17 protein-coding genes are annotated in these 21,786 nt (G+C 36.2%); 11 read left to right on the top strand and 6 right to left on the bottom strand.

The window, feature by feature from the left end:
• Positions 1-18 precede the first annotated feature (18 nt).
• Genes gwsS through C8N37_RS16870 form a run of 5 tightly spaced genes read left to right on the top strand, consistent with a single transcriptional unit; the run spans position 19 to position 6,390 of the window.
• On the top strand, positions 19-1,113 hold the full coding sequence (gene gwsS / locus C8N37_RS16890; RefSeq protein WP_108160014.1) for a grasp-with-spasm system SPASM domain peptide maturase: 1,095 nt from the start codon (positions 19-21) through the stop codon (positions 1,111-1,113).
• 55 nt (positions 1,114-1,168) lie between these two features.
• A complete protein-coding gene (locus C8N37_RS16885) occupies positions 1,169-3,421 on the top strand; it encodes a peptidase domain-containing ABC transporter (protein WP_108160013.1) in 2,253 nt (750 codons plus the stop codon).
• Between the two features lie 12 nt (positions 3,422-3,433).
• On the top strand, positions 3,434-4,663 hold the full coding sequence (locus tag C8N37_RS16880) for an HlyD family secretion protein (RefSeq protein ID WP_108160012.1): 1,230 nt from the start codon (positions 3,434-3,436) through the stop codon (positions 4,661-4,663).
• Between the two features lie 15 nt (positions 4,664-4,678).
• Positions 4,679-6,004 carry a TolC family protein gene (locus tag C8N37_RS16875; RefSeq protein ID WP_108160011.1) on the top strand — a complete coding sequence of 442 codons (1,326 nt, stop codon included), beginning with the start codon at positions 4,679-4,681 and terminating at the stop codon, positions 6,002-6,004.
• Between the two features lie 53 nt (positions 6,005-6,057).
• Entirely contained in the window at positions 6,058-6,390 is a 333-nt protein-coding gene (locus C8N37_RS16870; RefSeq protein ID WP_108160010.1) for a hypothetical protein, read from the top strand.
• Positions 6,391-6,605: 215 nt separating this feature from the next.
• On the opposite strand, the gene C8N37_RS16865 is transcribed toward C8N37_RS16870, so the two are convergent.
• Positions 6,606-7,457 carry an RteC domain-containing protein gene (locus C8N37_RS16865; RefSeq protein ID WP_108160009.1) on the bottom strand — a complete coding sequence of 284 codons (852 nt, stop codon included), beginning with the start codon at positions 7,455-7,457 and terminating at the stop codon, positions 6,606-6,608.
• A 253-nt stretch (positions 7,458-7,710) separates the two neighbouring features.
• Between C8N37_RS16865 and C8N37_RS16860 the strand changes: the two genes are divergently transcribed.
• The gene (locus C8N37_RS16860; RefSeq protein WP_108160008.1) at positions 7,711-8,631 is read left to right on the top strand and encodes a hypothetical protein; all 921 of its coding nucleotides are present in this window, start codon (positions 7,711-7,713) and stop codon (positions 8,629-8,631) included.
• 473 nt (positions 8,632-9,104) lie between these two features.
• Positions 9,105-11,915: a lantibiotic dehydratase gene (locus tag C8N37_RS16855; protein WP_170114553.1), complete on the top strand. Its 2,811-nt coding sequence runs from the start codon at positions 9,105-9,107 to the stop codon at positions 11,913-11,915.
• On the opposite strand, the gene C8N37_RS16850 is transcribed toward C8N37_RS16855, so the two are convergent.
• Together C8N37_RS16850 and C8N37_RS16845 are read right to left on the bottom strand one after the other, a co-directional pair.
• The gene (locus C8N37_RS16850; RefSeq protein ID WP_170114552.1) at positions 11,881-12,570 is read right to left on the bottom strand and encodes a LytR/AlgR family response regulator transcription factor; all 690 of its coding nucleotides are present in this window, start codon (positions 12,568-12,570) and stop codon (positions 11,881-11,883) included. The two genes, C8N37_RS16855 and C8N37_RS16850, sit on opposite strands and share 35 nt — an antisense overlap.
• Positions 12,571-12,589: 19 nt before the next feature.
• Positions 12,590-13,687 (bottom strand): histidine kinase, encoded by a 1,098-nt coding sequence (locus C8N37_RS16845; protein ID WP_108160005.1) that lies wholly within the window; start codon positions 13,685-13,687, stop codon positions 12,590-12,592.
• 69 nt (positions 13,688-13,756) lie between these two features.
• Here C8N37_RS16845 and C8N37_RS23195 point away from each other — a divergent pair, with 69 nt between their 5' ends.
• From C8N37_RS23195 to C8N37_RS16830, 4 genes are all read left to right on the top strand, one after another.
• Entirely contained in the window at positions 13,757-13,885 is a 129-nt protein-coding gene (locus C8N37_RS23195) for a hypothetical protein (protein WP_261775301.1), read from the top strand.
• Positions 13,886-14,170: 285 nt separating this feature from the next.
• Positions 14,171-14,515: a hypothetical protein gene (locus tag C8N37_RS16840; protein ID WP_108160004.1), complete on the top strand. Its 345-nt coding sequence runs from the start codon at positions 14,171-14,173 to the stop codon at positions 14,513-14,515.
• An 89-nt stretch (positions 14,516-14,604) separates the two neighbouring features.
• On the top strand, positions 14,605-15,048 hold the full coding sequence (locus tag C8N37_RS16835; protein ID WP_108160003.1) for a hypothetical protein: 444 nt from the start codon (positions 14,605-14,607) through the stop codon (positions 15,046-15,048).
• A gap of 152 nt (positions 15,049-15,200) precedes the next feature.
• A complete protein-coding gene (locus tag C8N37_RS16830) occupies positions 15,201-15,551 on the top strand; it encodes a hypothetical protein (protein WP_108160002.1) in 351 nt (116 codons plus the stop codon).
• Between the two features lie 51 nt (positions 15,552-15,602).
• On the opposite strand, the gene C8N37_RS16825 is transcribed toward C8N37_RS16830, so the two are convergent.
• The 3 genes from C8N37_RS16825 to C8N37_RS16815 are packed head-to-tail and all read right to left on the bottom strand — an operon-like array spanning position 15,603 to position 21,617.
• On the bottom strand, positions 15,603-16,904 hold the full coding sequence (locus C8N37_RS16825) for a TlpA family protein disulfide reductase (RefSeq protein WP_146171098.1): 1,302 nt from the start codon (positions 16,902-16,904) through the stop codon (positions 15,603-15,605).
• A 7-nt stretch (positions 16,905-16,911) separates the two neighbouring features.
• On the bottom strand, positions 16,912-18,264 hold the full coding sequence (locus tag C8N37_RS16820) for a RagB/SusD family nutrient uptake outer membrane protein (protein ID WP_108160000.1): 1,353 nt from the start codon (positions 18,262-18,264) through the stop codon (positions 16,912-16,914).
• Between the two features lie 11 nt (positions 18,265-18,275).
• Positions 18,276-21,617: a SusC/RagA family TonB-linked outer membrane protein gene (locus C8N37_RS16815; RefSeq protein WP_108159999.1), complete on the bottom strand. Its 3,342-nt coding sequence runs from the start codon at positions 21,615-21,617 to the stop codon at positions 18,276-18,278.
• Positions 21,618-21,786: the final 169 nt, after the last annotated feature.

Below are 21,786 nucleotides of genomic sequence, written 5' to 3'. Positions count from 1 at the left end.
AAGCAATAAGCAGATTTGATGTCCAACTATAACACTTTATTTTTTCGCATATTCAATAACTGTAAAATTACCAAAGGCAATCAAAATGCTTTATTACAAAATATTTCAAGACAATCCATATTTTCAATAAATAGTGAATTAATTCCATTGCTAAGGTCATCCTATACAAAAAGCTTTTTGGAAATTGGAGATGAGTTCGAAGGAAATGATATGGAAGACATTCTTGCTTTTTTCTATTGGCTTGAAGAAATTGGTTTTGGTAAATTTTGCAATGAAAAAGAGTGGACATTTTGGAGTATGCACGCCGGGGAAATGTATAAGGAATGGGACTCACCATTCTATTTTAATAATGCCATAATTGATTACAACGAAAATCTAAAGGCGGAGATATTTCGCTTCATTCATGCTATTGGATTACGAGGAACTTCTACCCTGCAGGTACGCTTTTTTAATATTTATACAATAGAAAAAATAGAGGAATTATTGAACTATATAGTTTCTCTAAAGGCATTTTATGGCCTATCTGTTGTTATAGATGCAAATTGCTTTGGAGGTAATAGTAATTATTTGCAAGAAAACTTTATCGAAAAATATTCTATCCTGAATGAGATCGTAATTTTCAATGCCAAGAACGATGACCATACTTTTGTTGAAAAAAATAAAGTTAACATTATTCAAATTGCTAGATCCATTAATGTAAAGAATTGTGGCGCTATTCAGCAATTCTATTTCAATTTAGAAATCGATCATTTTACTGAATCCATGAACCACAATACTTGCCTGAATCGCAAGATCGCAGTGGATACTTTGGGAAATATTAAAAACTGCCCTAGCATGATACAAAGTTATGGCAATATTAAAGATACCAACCTTGAAAAAGCTATTACTCATCCCGACTTTGAGAAGTTTTGGCACATCAAAAAGGACGAAATATCAAAATGCAAGGATTGTGAATTCAGGTACGTATGTACAGATTGCAGGGCTTACCTGGATAATCCGACGGATATATACAGTGCCCCACTAAAATGTGGTTATGATCCCTATAATGCGCAATGGGAAGATTGGAGTACGAACCCGCTAAAGCAAAATGCGATTGAATATTATCAATTTTAGTTGCTCTCTCAGTCCTTTTGGAAACCACATCTTTCTTTTGTAAACAACTTGACTAATGAAATTCGCCTTTTATAAACAGCTGGATAATATGGATTGCGGCGCTACCTGCCTAAGAATAGTAGCGAGGCAACATGGAAAGGAATACAGTATTAATAAACTTCGCCGTATTTGTGAAACGGGAAAACAAGGTGTTACATTAGCTGCGATCAGTAATGCTGCCGAACAAATTGGCTTTAATACGTTAGAAGTAAGAACAACAGCTGAAAAAATACGCACCGACCCCATGCCCTGCATTCTTCACTGGAATAACGGCCATTATGTAGTACTTCATAAAGTAAGTAATCCTACATCAAAGGTTGAACGTTCTAAGTTTTGGATAGCCGATCCTGGTAGTGATGATCTGATGAAACTAGATGCAGATACCTTTATGAGCCTTTGGCATGGTAATCAAAGTAATATCGGTATAGCTATGCTCTTGGAAACAACTCCTGATTTTGGAAAAACCGAAGAGGAAGTTGAAATGAATCAAGATCAGAATAAAGAGGTTTCCTGGAACAAACTCTTGGGTTATCTTGTTCAACATAAACGATATTTTTTTCAGATAATAATAGGCTTGTTAGCTGCTAGCTTATTTCAGCTCCTTATACCATTTCTTACACAAGGAATTGTAGACAAAGGTGTCAATACCCAGGACGTAAATTTCGTTTATATAGCACTTGCAGCTCAGTTCGTTTTAATGTTGGGCAGAACAATTATAGATTTTTCTCGTCAGGGAATTTTACTATATGTCAGTACACATATCAACCTTTCATTACTAACTGATTTCTGGAAAAAACTTATGCGTCTTCCCATAAGTTATTTTGATACCAAACAGACTGGAGATATCATGCAAAGACTTGGCGACCAAAACCGTATAGAACGATTTCTTACCGGCAACAGCATAAGTACCTTATTTTCCATGATTAACCTCCTTGTTTATTCTTTTGTAATGCTGATATACAGCATACCTGTCTTTATGATATTCCTGTGTGGGAGCATATTATATATGTTGTGGATCTCCGTCTTTCTAAAGCAAAGAAGGAAACTGAACTACAAACAGTTTGCGCTTGCTTCGCGGGAAAACAGTGCTACTATGGAATTGGTTCATGGAATGCAGGAAATTAAAATGCATAATGCCGAAAAAGCCTTCAGGTGGAATTGGGCTAGAATGCAAAGAGGATTATTCGATATTAGTTTTAAAAACCTATCGTTGAGCCAAATTCAGAATGCTGGTGCGTTGTTTATCAATGAAGGCAAAAATTTGCTTGTTACTGGCCTGGTAGCCACCGCAGTCATTAAGGGCGAGCTAACACTTGGTACAATGTTAGCCATTCAATACATTTTGGGTGCTTTAAATAGCCCCGTGCAACAGTTTACTGGCTTTATACAAGAGTTTCAGGATGCCAAAATTTCACTGGAAAGGTTGAATGAAATCCATAAGGAAGAAGATGAAAAGCAATCTGTTAACAATGCTCCGCAACGATCCGGTGGATTTGGTTTTAGGATATCAAAACTTGATTTTGGCTATCAATCAGGAATTGAAGAAAGGGTACTGAAGCAAATTAACCTAGATATTCCAGTCGGAGAAGTTACGGCGATTGTGGGTATGAGCGGAAGTGGTAAAACAACCTTATTAAAGATCTTACAGAAATTCTACGATGATAAATATAAAGGAACGATCAATATTCTTTCCGGAAAACAATCAGATAATGAGTTATCCTCAAAAGGAAAGGAATTGAAGCAAATCGTACCTAAGCACTGGCGTGAGAGCATCGGGAGTGTGATGCAGGATGGATACATTTTCAATGAAACCATAGCCGGGAATATTGCGGTAGGTGTAGAAGAACCTGATGTAGAAAGATTAGAGTACGCGGCAAAGATGGCCAATATCCTGTCATTTATTGAAGAATTGCCTCTTGGCTTCCGAACTAAAATCGGACTTGAAGGCAAGGGTATAAGCATGGGGCAACGGCAAAGGATTCTCATAGCCCGCGCGGTTTATAAAGATCCAGAAATATTATTTTTTGACGAGGCTACGAATTCACTGGATGCTAATAACGAAAAGGTAATTCTAGAAAACCTACAGTCATTTTTTAAAGGCAGGACTGTTGTTGTAGTTGCGCACCGTTTAAGCACCGTCAAAAATGCAGACAAAATTGTTGTACTTGAACATGGGGAAATAGTCGAGGAAGGTACACACCAAACCCTTAGTCTCCAAAAGGGAAAATACTATGAGTTAGTCAAAAACCAACTTGAACTGGGAAACTAAATCTGATAAATTATGAGATTAAATTTAATTTCTAAATATGGAACCTACATTACTTGTATAACATTAGTAGTTGTGGGATTGTTTACCTGGTTCATAAAATACCCTGAAACAGTTACTACTCGTTCAAAACTTACCGGGACCAATGCACCGAAACCACTCATTGCCAAACAAAATCTTCGTCTGGCACATCTGTTTATATCGGATAATCAACAGGTAAAGCAAGGAGATATTATAGCCGTGTTGGAATCTACAGCTGATTACAACGAGATACTGAGGTTAGAACAACTTTTAAAAAATATAGAAGATAATATTCAAAAAGGTTCATTAAATAATATTAAAAGTGATATGCAGCAATCATTCCAGCACCTTGGAGAGTTGCAGGGGGATTATCAGTCGTTTGTTCAGGCATATATTCCATTCCGGGATTATGTGCTTGGTGATTATGTATCCAAAAGAAAACAGCTCCTGAATAAGGACTTAAGTATAGTAAATCAATCAAAAAGTGTTTTAAATGACCAGAAGAGCCTTCAGAAAAAGGATATGGATTTAACGCAAACAACCGTTGATAAAAATAAATTATTATTAGATGAGAAATTAATTTCGGAGGAAGAGTATCGAAATCTCAACAGCCAATATATTAATAAGCAAATGAACGAACCTCAACTCAGGTCGGGCTTCATTGGCAATGAAGCACAGGTAAATGCTATAAATAAGGAGTTAACCGAGTTGGACAATAAAATTAGTATTGAGCAATCGCTGTTTGAACAAGCTGTATTACATTTTAAGAGCAAAATTGATTTATGGAAGCAAAATTTCCTTTTGGTAGCGAATTGCACTGGAAAATTAGTTTTCTCTTCATTTTTGCAGGTCAATCAAAACCTGGAATCTGGAAAGGTTATTGCAAATATAATACCGCCAAAAAGTGACATGTATCTTGAAACGCTCATTCCGCAAAACAACTTTGGGAAAGTTGAATTAGGCCAAAAAGTGATTTTAAAATTTGAAGCCTATCCCTGGCAACAATTTGGAACTGTAACAGGTAAGATTGATTATATAAGTCCAGTTCCAACCGACAGCGGCTTTTATTTGGCCAAGGTAATTTTACCTAATAATCTGGAAACAAATTACAAAAAGAATATTCCGTTTGTAGAAGGCCTGATAGCCCATTCCGAGATAATTACAAAAGATCTACGCCTTGCCGAAAGCCTTTACTACGACCTGATCAAAACAATTAAGAAATAATCTAAAATACAAAATTTGAGAAGGCTTTTATTTTTAATCGTTTTATCCTTTTCCCTGAATTGCTATAGTCAGGGTACGGTATGGACATTACAGGATTGTATTACCTATGCCTTAGAAAATAACCTTACCATTAAGCAAAGTGAATTAGACAAAAAGCTACTTTTTATTGAACAAAACTCAGCCAAAAGTTCACGGTATCCAAGTCTAAGTTTATCAACCAGTGCCGGGACTAGCTTAGGCCGTAGTATCAACCCTACAACCAACCAGTTTGAAAACACCCAATACACTTACACAGGTATAAGTGGTGGTGTCAGTGTTTTATTATTTGGATGGTTTCAGAAAAAATATGCAATTGAAAAAAGTCAATTAAATCTGGATAAAACGAATGAAATATACGAACAACTAAAAGATGATATAGTACTAAATATAAGTACAGCCTATTTGCGTGGATTGTTAGCAAAGGAAGAAGTTGCAAATATGAAATATCAGATTGATCTTAGTATTAACAACAAAAATAGAATTGAAAGATTATTAAATGCGGGTAAAAGTAATGTTCTAGAATTATCCCAGGCAAATACCCAGCTTACAGTAGATAGTGGAATGTTCCTACAGGCCGAACTAAATTATAAACAATCACTTTATGAATTGAAAGCAATGATGAATTTCGATTTCGAGACTCCAATGGCCATTTCCTATTCATCAACTGAGGATTTTAACCAAAAGACTGTATACATTCCCGAAGAAGTTTACCAATTAGCTCTAAACACTTTTCATAGCGTTAAATCCAATGAAATAGCAATTCAAATAGCTAAAAAAGATATTCAAATAGTCAAAGCCGGTAGCTTACCATCACTTAATACTTATTACTCCACAGGAACGAATTACTCTTCGTCTTTTTATGAGTACTTACCAAACGGTGACAGACGTTTAATGAATTTTGGAAAGCAGCTAAACTCCAACTTGTCACACTCATTTGGTTTGGGATTAAGCATTCCACTATTTAATAATTTTACATCCAGGAATTCAATTAAAACCGCCAAAATAGGTCTAGAAAAAGCCTATATAGCTAATAAAGAAGGGCTACTTAAACTAAAAAAGGATATTTATGCTGCCTGCACCGATTACCAGCTTGCAATTCAAAAATATGAAAACGCAAATAGTCAGCTATTTTATGCTCAAACAGCATTTAAAGCAGCGGAAGTAAGGTATGAAGCTGGTTTGATTGCTTACTTCGAATACCTTACCGAAAAGAATAAATTTACTATTGCCCAACAACAAGTAAGCAATTTCAAATACGATCTTGAATTTAAAAAGAAATTGATTGAGAGATTTATAAATTAATCTTTGAATTTTCGAGATATGCTCTATTTGGAAAAAGAGTTTAAATAAAGGACATGAAAAAAATAGAACTAAGTAGATTTCTAACTTTTGTATTTTCAGCAATTAACAAGCCTTCAAATTTGAACGTTAATAAGGTTGAGGATTTAGACTATTTAATAAAGGGCTATACACAGGCTATTCACGATAAACAAATCTTGAATACGTTATCCCAGTTTAGAGATTTTGTCAATAAAGATATGGAATCAAAGACAAACCACAATTGGGTGCAATTAATACGTCTTTATTCGGCCAACGATGAACTTTCAGTAAGATTATTTGAAGAAATGTTTAAGCGTTTCCTTGTTACCATAAATATTAATCTTCCATTTGAAACAATTCAAAAATAATACGCTATAAATTATTGATTAATGGTGGACTTTGTCTGCGTTTAAGCTTACATCACAAGTCCGATGCCAGACCAACTCAACACTTGTTAACCAAGAGTTGAGTTGGTCTGGCTTACTGAAGCTTTCCAGTCTGTCATGGTACTTGATTATACTTCTATCCACAGTCCGTGCCGCACCTTCCAGCCGCTAAAGGTTAAAGCTGATGAAAAAAATGGTTACTGCCAGTTTTTTCCATGTAAATCTGTTTCATCCATTCTATGGATCAACTTTGCTATAACTTCATCCAGGAAAATTGTGCGACTCCCTTTACGAATACGGATGTTTTGAAAAACGCGGTAGAACTTACCGGTATCGGTATTAAAAATATATTCAAGTGCAGCGACAATTTCGGAAACCGACGCAGTTCCATTATTAATAGCACCTACAGATTGTAGGCCATAAGCCAGCTCTATAAGGGCTGCACTTCGTCCTGTCCATGTCAATCGATGTTGTGGAATTGTCACCTCACTCGTCTTTGTAGTACTTAATGCCTGAATTTTCTGTGCCAGGTGATCTAAAACCATTTCGTAAGATAGGAGCTTTGATAATTCATTACTGCCGGGGGTTGAATATTTATCGTCAAGATCCAGATCATTGGGGATAAAATCAAAACTACCTCCTGAGCGAACAAATAGATGATGATCTCCAATGTCAATTTGAGAACGAACGTAGTGCAAGAAAATTTGATTCTTGTTCGCAAGTGCGGTATAATGGCTCGATGACCTCCGGTAATACTTCAATAACATTCTTTTTTCAGCAAGCAAAGGCTTTTGTATCTCCACCTGGATCAACTCCGTGAAGTACATTAACTTGGATTGAAATCGGGGTTTAATTTCCTTAAAAAATTCTATCTCTTCTGCTTCATCGGAAAATCGATAATTCAATATAAAGGACTTTAGTTTTTTACTTGCCTCCATAGTTTCCTGATAACAGCTTTTGTAATAGTCAAATCCAGTCATACCAGTATTGGAAATATCCTGAATCGACAATTGAAGGTTTTGATACAACTCTTTCGTAAATTTTCTCATATAGCATCATTTTGGTGAAATGTCACAGTAATTGTGATGACAAAAATGGCCATAGCGCTATTTTAAAGGAAATATTTAGCGCGCCAAGAATAGTGAAATAGAGATATGAAAAGGGTGAACTATTTCACGTCATAGTGAACTATAAAATTAAGCATTTAAAAAAAATCATTATAATAGAATCTGATTTACAAAGAATAATATAAATTGCAATAAGCCAAATTTGAAATAGATCTTTTACCTAAAATTATCTGTTATGAAAAAATTTATTAAGCTATTTGCTATGCCTTCCCTACTGCTGACCTTTTGGGCAACTCTAAATTTAAAAGCCCAGGACACTGCAAAAACTTCTGCTTTTCAAACCATCGAAAAATCTGAATTAGAAAAGGAAAAAGTTAGATATACCAAAACCTTTGATTCCTTATTACTAGAGGAACGTTATCGGAATATCATTGAATATGGTGAACTTTTGATATTGGATAGAGAATCAGAAATTAGCCAACTACCCATCCCATACTTAATCTGTGCCTATCATTTTATTGGCAATGAAGAACGAAGCAAAAAGCTCCTGAATCAAAAATTAAGGCATTACAATTATGAGGACTTGGTACGCCTTTTAATCACCTCTGATATTGCTTTCATTAAGTATTTCAGTGTGAAAAAGAACCGGGAGCCGATAATTACCAAAGCAATTAACGATTATAAGAAAAATGAAAAGGCTTCGGATAAAGCTGCAGGAGAGCAAATCATTAGATTTTTTATCAATGATCAGTTAATTAGGAAGTTAAAGTACATATACAAGGAAGACGATCCTGTCTATCAGGATAAAAGGTTTCAAGAATTTAAAAAGCAAGACAGTATTCAAAATGTCAATATCCTAGCTTTTTACAAGCAACATAAAAAATACTTTAGTTCAGAAGAAGTAGGAAAAACTGTTAGTTGGTATCAACCAATTATTTTAAGCCATTACGATAATATCCAACTGCGCCAAACTTTCTTCAAAGAACTTTTGGAAAAGGCAGTTAAAGAAGGGCGTATGGAAAAAACAAGCTACGTTCATTTCTTATTGCGAACCGAAAGTTTTACCAACCCCGACTTTTTCAAAAATTTAGAGAAGCGAATGGAAGAAGTACGGAAAGAGTTTGATTTACCGAATTACCTTTGGAATCCATTTTAATAATCAAATTATCCCAGGTTAATCTTTTGAAAATACAAGAATTTAAAAAAAATAGTCCCACAATGTGGGACTATTTTTTTTTATTGATCAGATGATTTGGAATTTAGTAGTAAGAATGGAAATCGGCTAAAATTTTCAACTTTTTTTGATTATTAAATCAAAACCGCTTATACTTTTCTTACTCAGTTATTAAAAACATCTAATTATGACGCAAAAAAAACGTACAAAGTCGCGCAAAAAATCATTTAAATCCGCAATGATGGAGTTAATCAAACGTATATTTTTTGTGTGGATCCTAGACTGGCTGTCAGATATACCTTCAAGAGTGGTAGATTTTATCGACCAATGGACTTAGCCGCCAAACGTAGATGGTAATGGCATTCGTGCTCATTCATATAGCTTTTATAGTCGTTCATATAATTTCTAAAAAACACAATAGATACCTTTCTATTTTAGGGAAACCGGATTTTATTATGAAGATTAAACTATATCCTAAAGCCCTCTTTCGGGTGCCCCAGTTTCCAACAAATGCAATACTCGAAGAATGTTGGCCAGCATTAAAACTTTCAATAAAAGATGCTTCCACCTACTTTTTCAACGCCATAAAGGATCTGGAATACCGAGATATAGAAGCGCAGCCGGTGAGTATAAAGCGCACCATTGAAAAATATTTTAACCGCGCAAAGTTTCGCTCGACCCCATATGGCACCTTTGCAAGCATTGGCACCGTTCCTATTTCTGATACGGAAGCATATCCAATTGTTATACCTGGTGAGTCCCACATCGTTAAACTTCGCGATTGGTCACTCGTAAAAGAAGCAAAGGATAAATGGAAGGATTATGAACTAGATGAGTTGTACCTGCAGGCCAACATGAGCTATTACCGATTTAGTGACTCCATACGTTACATTTATAACAACATGGATAAATTTGAACTATCAGAAATTCCTTATTACCCGGAAGTGTTTACCATTCTGGAAAATCTAAAAGAATCAAAGACACTTCCGCGACTGGAAAAGCATCTTCCTGCAAATGAATTTACACCAGACGAGTTACGGGAACTTATAGTAGAGCTAATAGAATACCAATTGATCATTACCGATAAACACCCGGCCATAATTAGCGATAAGATGGAATTCCTTAATGCTGAGCCAGACGCTGAAGAGAAAAGCTACAAAATTGGGGTACAAAAACCTGTCAGTGGCGTTTTATCCCAACAACAGTTAAATGTCGTAACCGAAACGCTCAATTATCTAAACCGCAAACGGCTTAGCAGCTCAAACAATAAAGAACTGGAGGATTTTATAATAGCATTTCAGAAAAGGTACGACCAGCAAGCCGTACCTATTATGGAAGCCCTGGACCCCATTCTGGGAATTGGATATGGAAGTTATGCGAAAACCGATGCGGAATCAGATCTGCTGCGGGAGCTTATTAATGCAAAGCAAGAAACAAGCGAAAGTCCTGACAAAATTGCAATAACGAACCGGATATATGCTGAGCTATTAAAAAAGGAAAGGAAAGCTACTATACAGCTTGAAGAACTGAATCTTCCCGATAAGGCCGAGGATAACCACAAGCTACCAAATACCTTCAGCGCATTAATAAAAATCACCGGGGACATAATACAGCTCAATCAGGTTGGGGGAACAACAGCGAATGCGCTATTAGGAAGATTTACGATAGCAGATAACAGCGTTTATGAGCAATGCCAGGCACTGGCAGCTATAGAGCAACAGGCCAATCCGGATATCCTCTTTTTCGACGTAGCTTATTCGGGAGAACCGGACATTGACAACATTAACCGAAGAAAACTGATATATGAACACACGCTTTCCATCCACAACTATTCCGAAGACTCAACAATCGACATACAGGATATCATTTTAAAAGTAGTCGGTTCAGAATTGATGTTATTTTCCCAAAAGATGCAAAAGCGGTTAATGCCTCGTATCGCAACGGCGTATAATTACGGCAGGTCCGATCTACCTTTATTCCGGTTGCTATGCGATCTACAGGGAAAGGGCATGGTGACAAGCCTAAAGCCTGAATTGCAAACACTACTGCCCGATTTGGAATATCGACCGCGTTTGCAGTACCGAAATGTTATCATATCGCTACGCTCCTGGCTATTAAAATATGATGATAACTTCGAGCTTCCCTCCCATTTTAAAGATTACATCCACAATTGCAAGGTTGACCGCTACCTGCAGGTGGGATCTGGTGATCAGACCTTACGGATAGATATCGAATCTCCGGCCGATAGGGTACTATTGGTTTCCATACTAAAACTTCGGAAAGAGCTATGGGCGGAAGAGTACATTCAAAGCGATAGGGAACTGGTTCAGGATGGGCAAGGAAATCCTTTTGTTTCAGAAATAGTGCTTTCCTATTACTATGAATCACCGGTATATACCTCCCTCCCATTGTACCTCGTATCGCATTCCGATCAGCGGAATTTTTACCCAGGCTCCGAATGGCTGTATTTTGAAATTTATGCTCACCCGCAGGTGCTGGATAAACTGTTAATAGAGCAGATTCCCGCCATCATGGAAGAGATTAACGACAAAATAAAAGGTTGGTTCTATATCCGTTACAATGAAGGTGGGGATCACTTAAGGCTCCGCATCTTACAGCAGAATAAAGCCTATACTGGCGAACTAATCCAAACACTGTTTCATTCCTTCGCCCCTTACCGGAATACGGGTCTGATCAGCGACATTAAAATCTGTACCTATACCCGCGAATTAGAACGCTATGCCTATGCAGGAATGGACTTGGTTGAAGAACATTTTTGCCACGATACAGCACTGGTATTGGATGTATTGAAAAACGGCTTTTCTACGGATGAGCGGTACAAACTATTAGCCATATGTATGCTGGATATAGGTACCCAACATTTTGCAATAGTTCGCTTTATGGAAGTTATCCGGCAGATCAAGAGTAAGTTCGGCACAGAGCACAATTTGCAAAAACAGCACCATAAAAAAATCAATATCGCTTTTGAGAAATGGCACAAACAGACCAAAACGCTATTCATTTCAAATGAAACAGATTCTTTGAAGACCCAATTTGAACATTCATTCCTGGAATTACTGAAGAGTGCCGGTCCTTTAATGGACGCAACACTCTTTGGAGATCTGCTACACATGCATATCAATCGTATGTTCCCGGAACATCAGCGCACACATGAGCTTATTTTTTATGAGTACCTTTTTAAGCAAAGTAAAGCAAGGGAATATGCATTGTTTAAATTCGACCCAAATATTCCTTTAAACGGGTAACGAAGGTTTTGCCGATTGGAACTTCACGTTGGTTACTTAGGATCACCTTTTCCCCACGTAAACCCTTCTGCACATGATCCAGGTTGACGATATGAGATTTATGTATCCGCATAAATGGCGGGAAGTCCAGCTTTTGTTCCATACTTCCAAGCGTACCGTAAATCATGATTTTAGTGTCTTCATAGTAAATGGTGGTATAGTTGGAGTCGGCTTCCAGACTGATAATCTTATCAAAGGCTAACTTTATCCAGGACGCTTTACCGCTTCCTTTTACCACTAGAAATTGATTTTCCGGTTGTAATTCAGTACGCCGATCTTTATCGCCCAATAGTGCCACCACCTTTTCAATAGCTTTGGCAAACCGTTCGGGATGTATAGGTTTCAACAGGTAGTCTACAGCGTGTAGATCAAAAGCATCAAGCGCAAAATCCCGATGGCCGGTTACAAAGATCACTTTTACATTTGGCAATAGTAACTTAGCAAGATCAATCCCTGAAATGCCGGGCATTTCAATATCCAGAAAGAGTAGATCAATTTCAAGTTCTCCACTACGGTGTTTTGTCAAGAATGCTTCAGCATTGGTATCTGCTCCTATTAAATTAAGCTCAGCATGTTGTTTGATCAGAATGCTCAACAGTTTAAACTGCACGGGCATATCATCAATGATGTAGCAATTAATCATAGTTTTCAAGTTTTATTTCAAGAATAAGCTGATAGTGTTGTTCTTTGGTAAATGCCATAAACTTATACCGATTGGCAAAATAGGCATCCAGTCGCTTAATACAGTTACGGATTCCAAATCTTGGCCGGTTTTGAGAACTAGCCACTAATAAGGCTTTATTACGGATGTACAACTCTAGGAACGAAGGTTGAATCTGTAAATTAACGATGGGCGGATCTTTCAGGTCATTAATGTCACCATGCTTAAAGATATTTTCGATCAAGGGAACCAGTAAATTAGCCGGAAATAATATTTTTTCAATGGGAGCATTGACCACTAGATTGAAATTTTCCAATTCTTGCCCTAGCTCTTTATAGAGTCTCAATACTTTTTGGATAAGTTCTATTTCATCCGCCAGCGTATTCAATTGTTCTGTTCCACTCTTGGTCAACAGGTGCTCTTGGATTCCAGCAATCCCACTGATCAGGTGAAAGGATTCGGGCGATTTCTCCATAATATTCCCTTGTATGGCATTAAGCACATTGACCATCAAGTGCGGATTCATCTGTATACCCAATAGAGAAGTTTGGAGCTGCATATTCTCGTGGGTAAGCTCATTAACGAGGTTTTGATTCCGATGAGATATAACGCGCTCCTTTATCCAAAGCCAAAAACTATAGACAGCACTAAAAACCATAAAGAGGATTCCATGACGATATAAAGCGTTGAAAAACGAGAGTACTATTTCACCAAACGTTTGAGTACGGTCATGCAAATAATAAATGTAGATTTTTATGAGGTTGCTGAATATTGCTCCACTAGTTAACCATGTTATTGTAATCATCAATATTAAAGGGTAACGGGGTATTTTCCGCTTAAGAAGTGGTAGTATCCAAACATAGGAAAAAAGCAAAAATACAAACTCCTCACAGTAATAGATTACAAATACATACACAGGGGCATATGTTCCCTGACTGGAATTAGAGACTAAATAAAACTCAAGATTAGTAAATACAATGATAGTTGTAAAGACAATGACAACCCAAAAAGAGGTTCGCAAGAATTCTTTTATGGTTGCCGGAGCTTTTGTATAGGATAACCTGCTGTTCATATAATAAATTTTTGACTAGCTCTTCAGATTTTTATATTTAGGTATGTTTCACAATTTAAAACCAACATCATGAAAAAGAACAAATTAAACTTGACAAGACGAGCAGTACTAACCTTCCAATCGTCTAAAGATGCTAACCGGTCTGGACGTTCCACATCGGTAACAGGTCATCCTACAGTATCGTTCCTTTGTCCTTAAACACAGTTTATTTTCTTTAGCCGGGATTATCCCGGCTTTTTTTTGATTTATTTTTTGACGTTTACATAGTAAATCAAGATTTTCACAAAGAAAAAAATATCGTTCACATAATAGTTGAACAACCTGACTTGAAGCCTGATGTTTTTCATGGATACGGGGTGTATCTTTGGTATGTAAATCACCTAAAGAGGTCATTTATAGAGCTTTAAAGATAAGCTATTTTTCTGAAAGCTTAAATTGATGAATATATATTTTAGATAATATGGTATTCCTAAAACTTTTAGAATGGAACAAAGCCATAAAGAGAATAACGAAGAGAGACAACTTACATCCGTCGAGAGGGAAATTTTTAAAATTGCTCTTGAAATTCTGAAACGGACGAAGAAAGAAATAAAGCGGAAAATATTCATATTAAGGCTAAAGAGATTTATTTATATAGGTATTGTTCTTGCGTTAGCATTACTTCCAAGTTTATTAAGCAAGAAGCTAACCTGCGAGGAAATGAAAACAGCACCTTTCTATCAGAAGATACATTATTATACGAGTAGCCCAGCATTAGCACATCCTTGCGATTCAACATCTCCTTTTTGGAGTCCATATAAAAAAGGCAACCAATTGCCTGTAAAATGAAATAAAATATTTCTGTTTAACCTTAATCCCGGCTGCATAGCTACCGGCCTGAAATCCTTTGTTTTCATTTCAACCTAAATTCAAATTATATGAACAAGCTATTCTCTTTACTTGTTGCCTTATTAATTTCATCTATTGCTTTTTCCCAGGCCCGAGCACTTCGTGTTGAAAATCAAACCAATTGTGTACAGTATTACCAGATTTTCGGTGATGACCTTTGTATCTGTGGAAATAAATATTTAAGTGCATTAATTGCCATAAATCCGGGAAATGTCCACAATTACAATACATCAATTCCGCTGGGGGGCACATATCCTATAAATGCTTCCAAAAGCATTGTAGGTGCCAGAATTCCAAATGGTCCAACGCTCTGTCAACCTACTGTTGGCACCATTGGCGAACCTCCCTGTGGCCTAGCTCTTATTTATACCTATGTAGCTATTACCCAAGACTGCCGTCCATGTGCACAGACTACAGCAAGATGGTTCCCGGCAACAGCTTGTGGTCAGGCAAGGTTGATATTTACACCATAAGAAAGAACATTTATAAAACTTCATAAATGATGGAAACACAGGCGAAGCCGAAAACCTGTAAAATCGAGTAGGCAATATTTCTTCACCCAAAACCGATTGCTTTGTAGTTGGTATAAAGTATTCATTATCGAACCATAAAATTTAAAAAAAACATGAAAAAATCAATCTTTTCCGCAGCAGCCATTATTATGGCATTATCTTTCACCGCATTTGCCGGTACTCCTGAAACAAAAGGAGATGCTAAACCTGAAGTAAAAGTCGAAATGAAAGCAAATACGCAGACTGCTGACGTGTTACATTGGTATTCACCTTCAGGAACTCCAGTATTTCGTCAATCTAATACGATTGACGATGAAGAAATGGAGACAGCACCATGCGAGCGTAATAAGACAGGTTGTGAACGTGGATATCGTGACGATCAGTTAAATACTCCTGGCGTGCCCTCTTCTGGTGTAAAACCTGGTCAGATCAATTCGCCTGCGGCAACATTAGGTCAACAATAGTCACATCCTTTAATGATGTTTAGATATGGCGGCGAAAATATCGCCGCCTTTTTAATTCCTATCTTCAACCAATAATACTGGTAATTGGCGAATTCCTTTCTCCAATTTTAATCCATACTTCCAAAGAGAATTATTAACAAGGTTAATGTTTTCAGGTCTTAAATAAAAGCTAATATCCACCATTTCTTCTAACGGTATTCCTGTTTCATCAACTATATACAGATCAAATTTTTTACTATAGTTACCAAGGTTAATATCATCAATAAACATTCCCCATTTCATACTATTTAAACTTAAATAGTAGTCCTCTGTTTTTGACTTCATTTTATTATTAAATTTATGTTCATCCCCAGAAAGTGAAAAGGGATCAATTATTTTTTTAGATTTTAGTTTCACTTTTTTGAATCTTTTAAGAACATAGCAATCTATATTTAATGTTGTGTCCTTAAAATCTACACCTAAAGCTTGTGAAAAATAAACCTTTAATGATTTTAAGATATTGCCATTTGTGTTTTCACTATTGGTAAATTCGAATGCAAAGTGGTTATAATGTTCTTTACTATAATTAGGCAGTAATCTTTTGTTTTCAGTTACATTTAAAATTACTCTGCTATTGTGAATATATTTTTGATCCATCAGCTGCTTAGCTATCGCTCTTAAATCCGTATTGTAACAATACGCTCTATTTATATTTCCTTTACTGTCTTTTTCAAATTGCCACATATCTTTTTGCAAAGTTTGAAAACCAGTATCTATTCGAAACAATCGGAAAGAAGTGGTCAATATGTTTGAGGAATCTAACTTCAGGTTATCCATTACAGATTTTTTTGTATCTATGAAGTGATTAACTTTATTTTTTAAAAGAGTGCCTTGATTTAGATAAGAACTTATAGCCTTGTCATTAAATTGCTCATAAGCCAATTGAGTTTTAATTATCCCATTATGATTAATCCAAACACAACTGCCGTAAACTTTTGTCTGAAATTTTTTAGCCAATCCAGATTCTTTTGTTATTACCGGTAGAATCGTATTTTTTAATTGTGGTACAAAACTTCGAAATCGATCTATTGTTTTCTGGTCCTCATGAAATACTAAAATAATTTGGATATCATTATTGAACATTTTTTGATATTTATCTAATTGTGGAATATGTTCAAGACAAGGTGCACAAGTAGTGGAAATCATATTCAGAATGGTCAATTTTTTATTTTTGGTTGGCACATTAATGGCTGTTTCCGAATAGTGTTTTATATTATTAATTGTTAGGTTTAAAGAATCATTAATTCCATAAATTTGACCTTTACTGTAAAAATTTACAAGAAACAGGATTGAAAATATTATTAATTTCATCATTGCATTATTATAAATAAGGATTATAAACAAACTCATCGTATGGGATCGGGAAAAGAGAATCAGAAGATTCCCATCCGGTTTTGGTTTTTGGAATTTCCTGATCAATCATATTCCATCGTTTAAGATCCAGCCATCGGTGTCCCCATTCTGCAAAGAACTCATTTTGCCTTTCATTCATCATAGTTGTAAAACAATCATCCTTGGGAATATTTTCGTCCAGTGCAGAGATTCCCGCCCTTGAACGGATAATATTTAAATCTCTTATAGCATCCTTAGTATTACCCAGGTTTAGGTTTGATTCCGCTCTTATCAGGTACATTTCAGCTAAACGTATTACAGTATTGTATTCAGATTTAATGGTGTTCGCCCTGACCTTATATTTTGACGGATAGCTGTAACTGATACCAGAAAGGATGCGTGTATCTATCCATGAAACTTTACGCATATCTCCGGGTTCGAATCCATTCGTTACTCTACGATAAAATGACAATGCTGGGCGGGCAGTAGCATTAGTTGGGATAAAGGCAAATCCCTCCGCAGTATTGTAAGCCGTATTGGTTGGATACAACTGCAAGATAGCTTCTTTACTGGTGGGTAAGAATGTATTAGAAAGATTAATTTCTAATTGGTAAGTACCTGATTGTATTATATCCGTTGCCTCTGTTATGGCCAGCTCATATTTTTTAGTATACAAATATATTCTTGCCAACAATGCTTTTGCTGCATGTTTATTTGGCCTGATCCGTTCAGTATTGGTATACGGTTCCAGTAGCAGATCTTTGGCTATGAGTAGATCATTAGTGATCTGTTTGTATACTTCCTCTTGATTACTTTTTTGAGCATAGCGATTTAATTCATAGTCTGCTGTTAGGATGAGCGGGATGTCACCAAATAAATTTACCAAGTAAAAATTCAATATGGCCCTTATAAAATACATCTCACCTAATAACCTGTTCTTAGTTTCCGCAGTAATTGCATTTGATTTATTCAGATGCTCAATAATAGTATTGGCGTGGTAAATGTAATTATAGAGAGGAGTCCATAAATTTGAATTGATCACGGTGTTATTATCCAGGATTGCATTGTTTTTAAAAGCATCGTATGATGCATTAGTACTGGTATTCCATATCTCATCACCTGCCAGACCGGTAAAGATGGATAAGAATCCGTTCATTGCATCATTATTACGTGCCGTCATTCGGCTATATAAACCAACAACAGCTGCATTTGCACTTTCTTCATTGTTGAAAACCTTTTGCGATACTATATCCTGTACGGGAGGATCATTATCAAGGAACTTTTCGCATGATGAAATCAGAATGATTAGTAAAATGCTTATGGAGTAGAATGTCTTTTTCATAATGGTAAGAGTTAAAGCGATAGTTCTATACCAAAACTAATTGTTCTAAGGGGCGGTAATATCCTTAAATTTTGGATTTCAGGATCTGCTCCCTTATAATCAGTAATCGTAAATAAATTTTGAGCTCTGATAGAAAAACGCAGGCCGTTTATTTTGAGTTTAGAAACAGTTTGGGAAGGAAGCGTGTAGGATAAAGACACAGTCTTTAAGCGGATAAATGATGCGTCTGAGTACTTAATATCAACATCTTTACCTAATAGCAAACTTGCATCAGAAGCCTCTGTGCCATAATTAGCACTGAACTTTTGCATATTTGTTATATCACCTGGTTGTTGCCACCTATCCAGTACATAGTCCGGAAAATTTGCCAGAAATCCGGGGACATCACCATTACCTTGATATATTGAGCTTAAATAATTTAAACCGGTTTGTTTTCTAAATTCAAAGAAAAGGTCCATCGAGAATCCTTTATAACCAAGTGTATTTTGTAGTCCTCCATAAAACTTCGGATCTGTTGTGCCAAAATATGATCGGTCTTCCTGGTTGATTAAGCCATCTCCATTGACATCTTTGAATGTAAAAATACCTGTTTGCGGATCAACTCCTTTTGAAGTATATGCCCTGATCAGGTTTAATGACTTCCCGATAATATAGGTATTGGCATAATTACTGGTTTCTATTCCCGGAAATTCCAGTAATTTATTTTTAGGAATAGTGATATTAAAGTTCGTATTCCAGCTCCATTCCTTTGTGCGCAGGTTTGTCGTCAACAAGGAAATCTCCCAACCTTTGTTTTGAATTGTTGCAGGGAAATTCTCAATAATAGTAGAAAAACCTGCAATGTTGGGTAATGGGGTATTGATTAATTGATTACTGCTACGGTTATCAAAATATCCTGCATTAAAGAAAATGTGATCCTTTAAGAATCCCAATTCTAAGCCAATGGCAAATTTTTTATTGGATTCCCAAATAAAGTTTTGGTTAGCTAAACGAACAGGGTAGATTCCCTTTATGTCCAAGTATGGGTTAACGATCGTACGCCAGGAATCCATGTACTTATAATCTCCAATTTTATCACTTCCTGTAATCCCATAACTAGTTCTTAGTTTCCCGAAACTGAGCAATGGTAAGTGCTCTTTAATAAATCCATCCTCAGTAAAAATCCATCCCAAACCTACTGCACCAAAATTGCCAAATCTATGTCCGGGACTGAATCTGCTGGAGCCGTCTCTTCTTCCGGAGAGATTTATGATATAACGATTGTTCAAATTGTAGTTTATCCTGCCAAATAAAGCTGAGTATCGATAGTCAGAACTATAGCTTGAAGCGGTATAACTGGAGGCAGCACCTAGAGATCCTAACAAATCATCTGTAGTGAAACCTATTGCCTGTAAATCTTTTATATCATTTTTTGTTTGCTGGAATGTAGAGCCAATTAAAACACTCAATTTTGATTGATAAATAGTCTTATTATACTCCAATTGTGGTTCCATTAACCAGCTATCATAGTTATTATTTCCTGTTGACATATAACCGGTAGGATTATATTGTGGATCACCTGCAGATTTAGGAATTAAATATTCAGAATAAGTATCGATAGAATTGTAGCCACTATTTATACGAGCCGTAAGATCTTTAAATATCTTATAGCTCATTGATAAATTAGTGGTTAACCCCTTGGTTGTTACCTGATATTTTTGTTTGGTATAATCGTATGGATTTCCATAATACAGCGATACGCCATCATATTCCCAGATGAGGTTCCCATTTTCGTCTAAAGTCTTTGGATAATTTGGGGGTAGTAAAATTGTCAAGCCTGTTAAATCCGAAACCGTGGTATTATTAGTACTTTTATTATATCCGGCAGAAAATGTAATATTAAACCTGCTATTTTCAGAGGTATGATCCAGGCTAGAGTGGGTAGACAATCTTGAATATGGCTTGGTGTGTTTAAACAACAAATCTTCATTTAGATAATTGCCACTAAGCAAAAATCGCGTATTTTTACTGCCACCGGAAATTGATAGTTGCGTGTTTTTAGAATAGGATTTATTACCTATCAGTTCTTTTTGCCAATTTGTATAAGTTGTCTGATCCCAGCTAACCAGGTCAGGAGCATTAAATATATCAGGCGTTACCCCATCGTTGGCAAAAGCTTCTTTTCGCATTTCCAAGTATTGTTCCGTATTTAGCAGATTAATTTTGCGAGTAGGACTATTTATGTTGAAGTTTTGCGAGGCCGTGACGGTGGTTTTACCTATCGTTCCTTTTTTAGTAGAAATAAGTATTACACCATAAGCACCTCTTGAACCATAAATAGCAGTTGCATCAGCATCTTTCAAAACCTCAATACTGGCTATATCATTTGGGTTTATAAGTGATAACGGACTAAGATCGGTACTGCCCATTCTATTAGTTCTGTCATTTTGGGCTGCAAATGGTACACCATCAATTATTATTAATGGCTCTGCTACTGTTCCCGGATCAAGATTGTTACGACCCTGCACTTCTATTCTAATTTTTCCACCTGCAACTCCTGTGGATTGATTAATTAGTATTCCTGGCACTCTTCCTGATAATGTTGACAACAAATTTGATACGGGTTGACTTTCAATTTCTTTTGTTGAAATCCGTTCTATTGATCCGGTATTAAATCTTTTAGAAGTAATACCATAACCCATAACTATCGCTTCATCAAGAACTGATTGGCTTTTATTCAGTTGAATTATATTTTCATTGTCGCTTTTCAAGTATATTTCTAAAGGCTCAAATCCCAACATGGTTACAGTAACTATATTACTATTGTTACTATTAATAAAAAAACGACCTTCTCCATTAGTGGTTACCGATGTTCCGTCAATTAATTTAACTGTTGCTCCGGCTAATGGTTTTCCGTCCTGATCTACAACACTCCCTGATTTTTTTGCAGGTTGCTCTTTTTTTGTTTTTGTATTTTCTTCTGTTTCTGCTACCGTACGATCACGGATAATAATATTCTTTCCTTTGATCTCATAATCAATAGTAGCGGGTTGATTTTTAAAGATTTCTTTTAAGGCTTGTTCAATCGTTACTTTATTCAGATTAACGGTTACTGTTTTTCCTTTAGCTAAAACTGCTGATGGGGCCATAATCGCATAGTCTGTCTGTGCCCTGAGTTGCTTAATAACTTGTTCAAGCGGTTGGCTCTTGGCCTGCAAACTAACTGTTTGCGCAAAACAGGCCTTAAAACTTAATAGCAAGAACAGGCAAGTAAAAAGCAGCGCCTTAAACTTGTGCAATAATCGAAAACAATCTTTCGATGATTGCAGAACCTCTCTTTTTGAGCGTTCTTTAGAATGATATTGACCATTCATAATTTATTTTGGTTAGCGGATATTACTTCTGCACTGTTGACAATGATGCCAGCAATGCTTAAGTTTGTATCCAAGGGTTAAAATGTAGAGTTAGATTTTTTTTTAAACCCGATACCCGCCGGAGTTGCGCTAACGACTCCGGCATTTTTATGGTATCTGGCAAACATAT

Source organism: Sphingobacterium faecium (assembly GCF_003054045.1).
In the GTDB taxonomy this organism is placed as follows: Bacteria; Bacteroidota; Bacteroidia; order Sphingobacteriales; family Sphingobacteriaceae; genus Sphingobacterium; species Sphingobacterium faecium.
The sequence above is the reverse complement of the archived record's forward strand: the minus strand, read 5'-3'. Positions and strand labels throughout refer to the sequence as shown.

What these genes read in the sequence shown, in the direction of transcription:
- C8N37_RS16830 (WP_108160002.1), top strand. Translation starts at nt 15,201, where the DNA reads ATGAAAAAATCAATCTTTTCCGCAGCAGCCATTATTATGGCATTATCT.
- C8N37_RS16865 (WP_108160009.1), bottom strand. Translation starts at nt 7,457, where the DNA reads ATGAGAAAATTTACGAAAGAGTTGTATCAAAACCTTCAATTGTCGATT.
- C8N37_RS16870 (WP_108160010.1), top strand. Translation starts at nt 6,058, where the DNA reads ATGAAAAAAATAGAACTAAGTAGATTTCTAACTTTTGTATTTTCAGCA.
- C8N37_RS16855 (WP_170114553.1), top strand. Translation starts at nt 9,105, where the DNA reads ATGAAGATTAAACTATATCCTAAAGCCCTCTTTCGGGTGCCCCAGTTT.
- C8N37_RS16835 (WP_108160003.1), top strand. Translation starts at nt 14,605, where the DNA reads ATGAACAAGCTATTCTCTTTACTTGTTGCCTTATTAATTTCATCTATT.
- C8N37_RS16850 (WP_170114552.1), bottom strand. Translation starts at nt 12,570, where the DNA reads ATGCCCGTGCAGTTTAAACTGTTGAGCATTCTGATCAAACAACATGCT.
- C8N37_RS16860 (WP_108160008.1), top strand. Translation starts at nt 7,711, where the DNA reads ATGAAAAAATTTATTAAGCTATTTGCTATGCCTTCCCTACTGCTGACC.
- C8N37_RS16885 (WP_108160013.1), top strand. Translation starts at nt 1,169, where the DNA reads ATGAAATTCGCCTTTTATAAACAGCTGGATAATATGGATTGCGGCGCT.
- C8N37_RS16825 (WP_146171098.1), bottom strand. Translation starts at nt 16,904, where the DNA reads ATGATGAAATTAATAATATTTTCAATCCTGTTTCTTGTAAATTTTTAC.
- C8N37_RS16845 (WP_108160005.1), bottom strand. Translation starts at nt 13,687, where the DNA reads ATGAACAGCAGGTTATCCTATACAAAAGCTCCGGCAACCATAAAAGAA.
- gwsS (WP_108160014.1), top strand. Translation starts at nt 19, where the DNA reads ATGTCCAACTATAACACTTTATTTTTTCGCATATTCAATAACTGTAAA.
- C8N37_RS23195 (WP_261775301.1), top strand. Translation starts at nt 13,757, where the DNA reads ATGAAAAAGAACAAATTAAACTTGACAAGACGAGCAGTACTAACCTTC.
- C8N37_RS16840 (WP_108160004.1), top strand. Translation starts at nt 14,171, where the DNA reads ATGGAACAAAGCCATAAAGAGAATAACGAAGAGAGACAACTTACATCC.
- C8N37_RS16880 (WP_108160012.1), top strand. Translation starts at nt 3,434, where the DNA reads ATGAGATTAAATTTAATTTCTAAATATGGAACCTACATTACTTGTATA.
- C8N37_RS16820 (WP_108160000.1), bottom strand. Translation starts at nt 18,264, where the DNA reads ATGAAAAAGACATTCTACTCCATAAGCATTTTACTAATCATTCTGATT.
- C8N37_RS16815 (WP_108159999.1), bottom strand. Translation starts at nt 21,617, where the DNA reads ATGAATGGTCAATATCATTCTAAAGAACGCTCAAAAAGAGAGGTTCTG.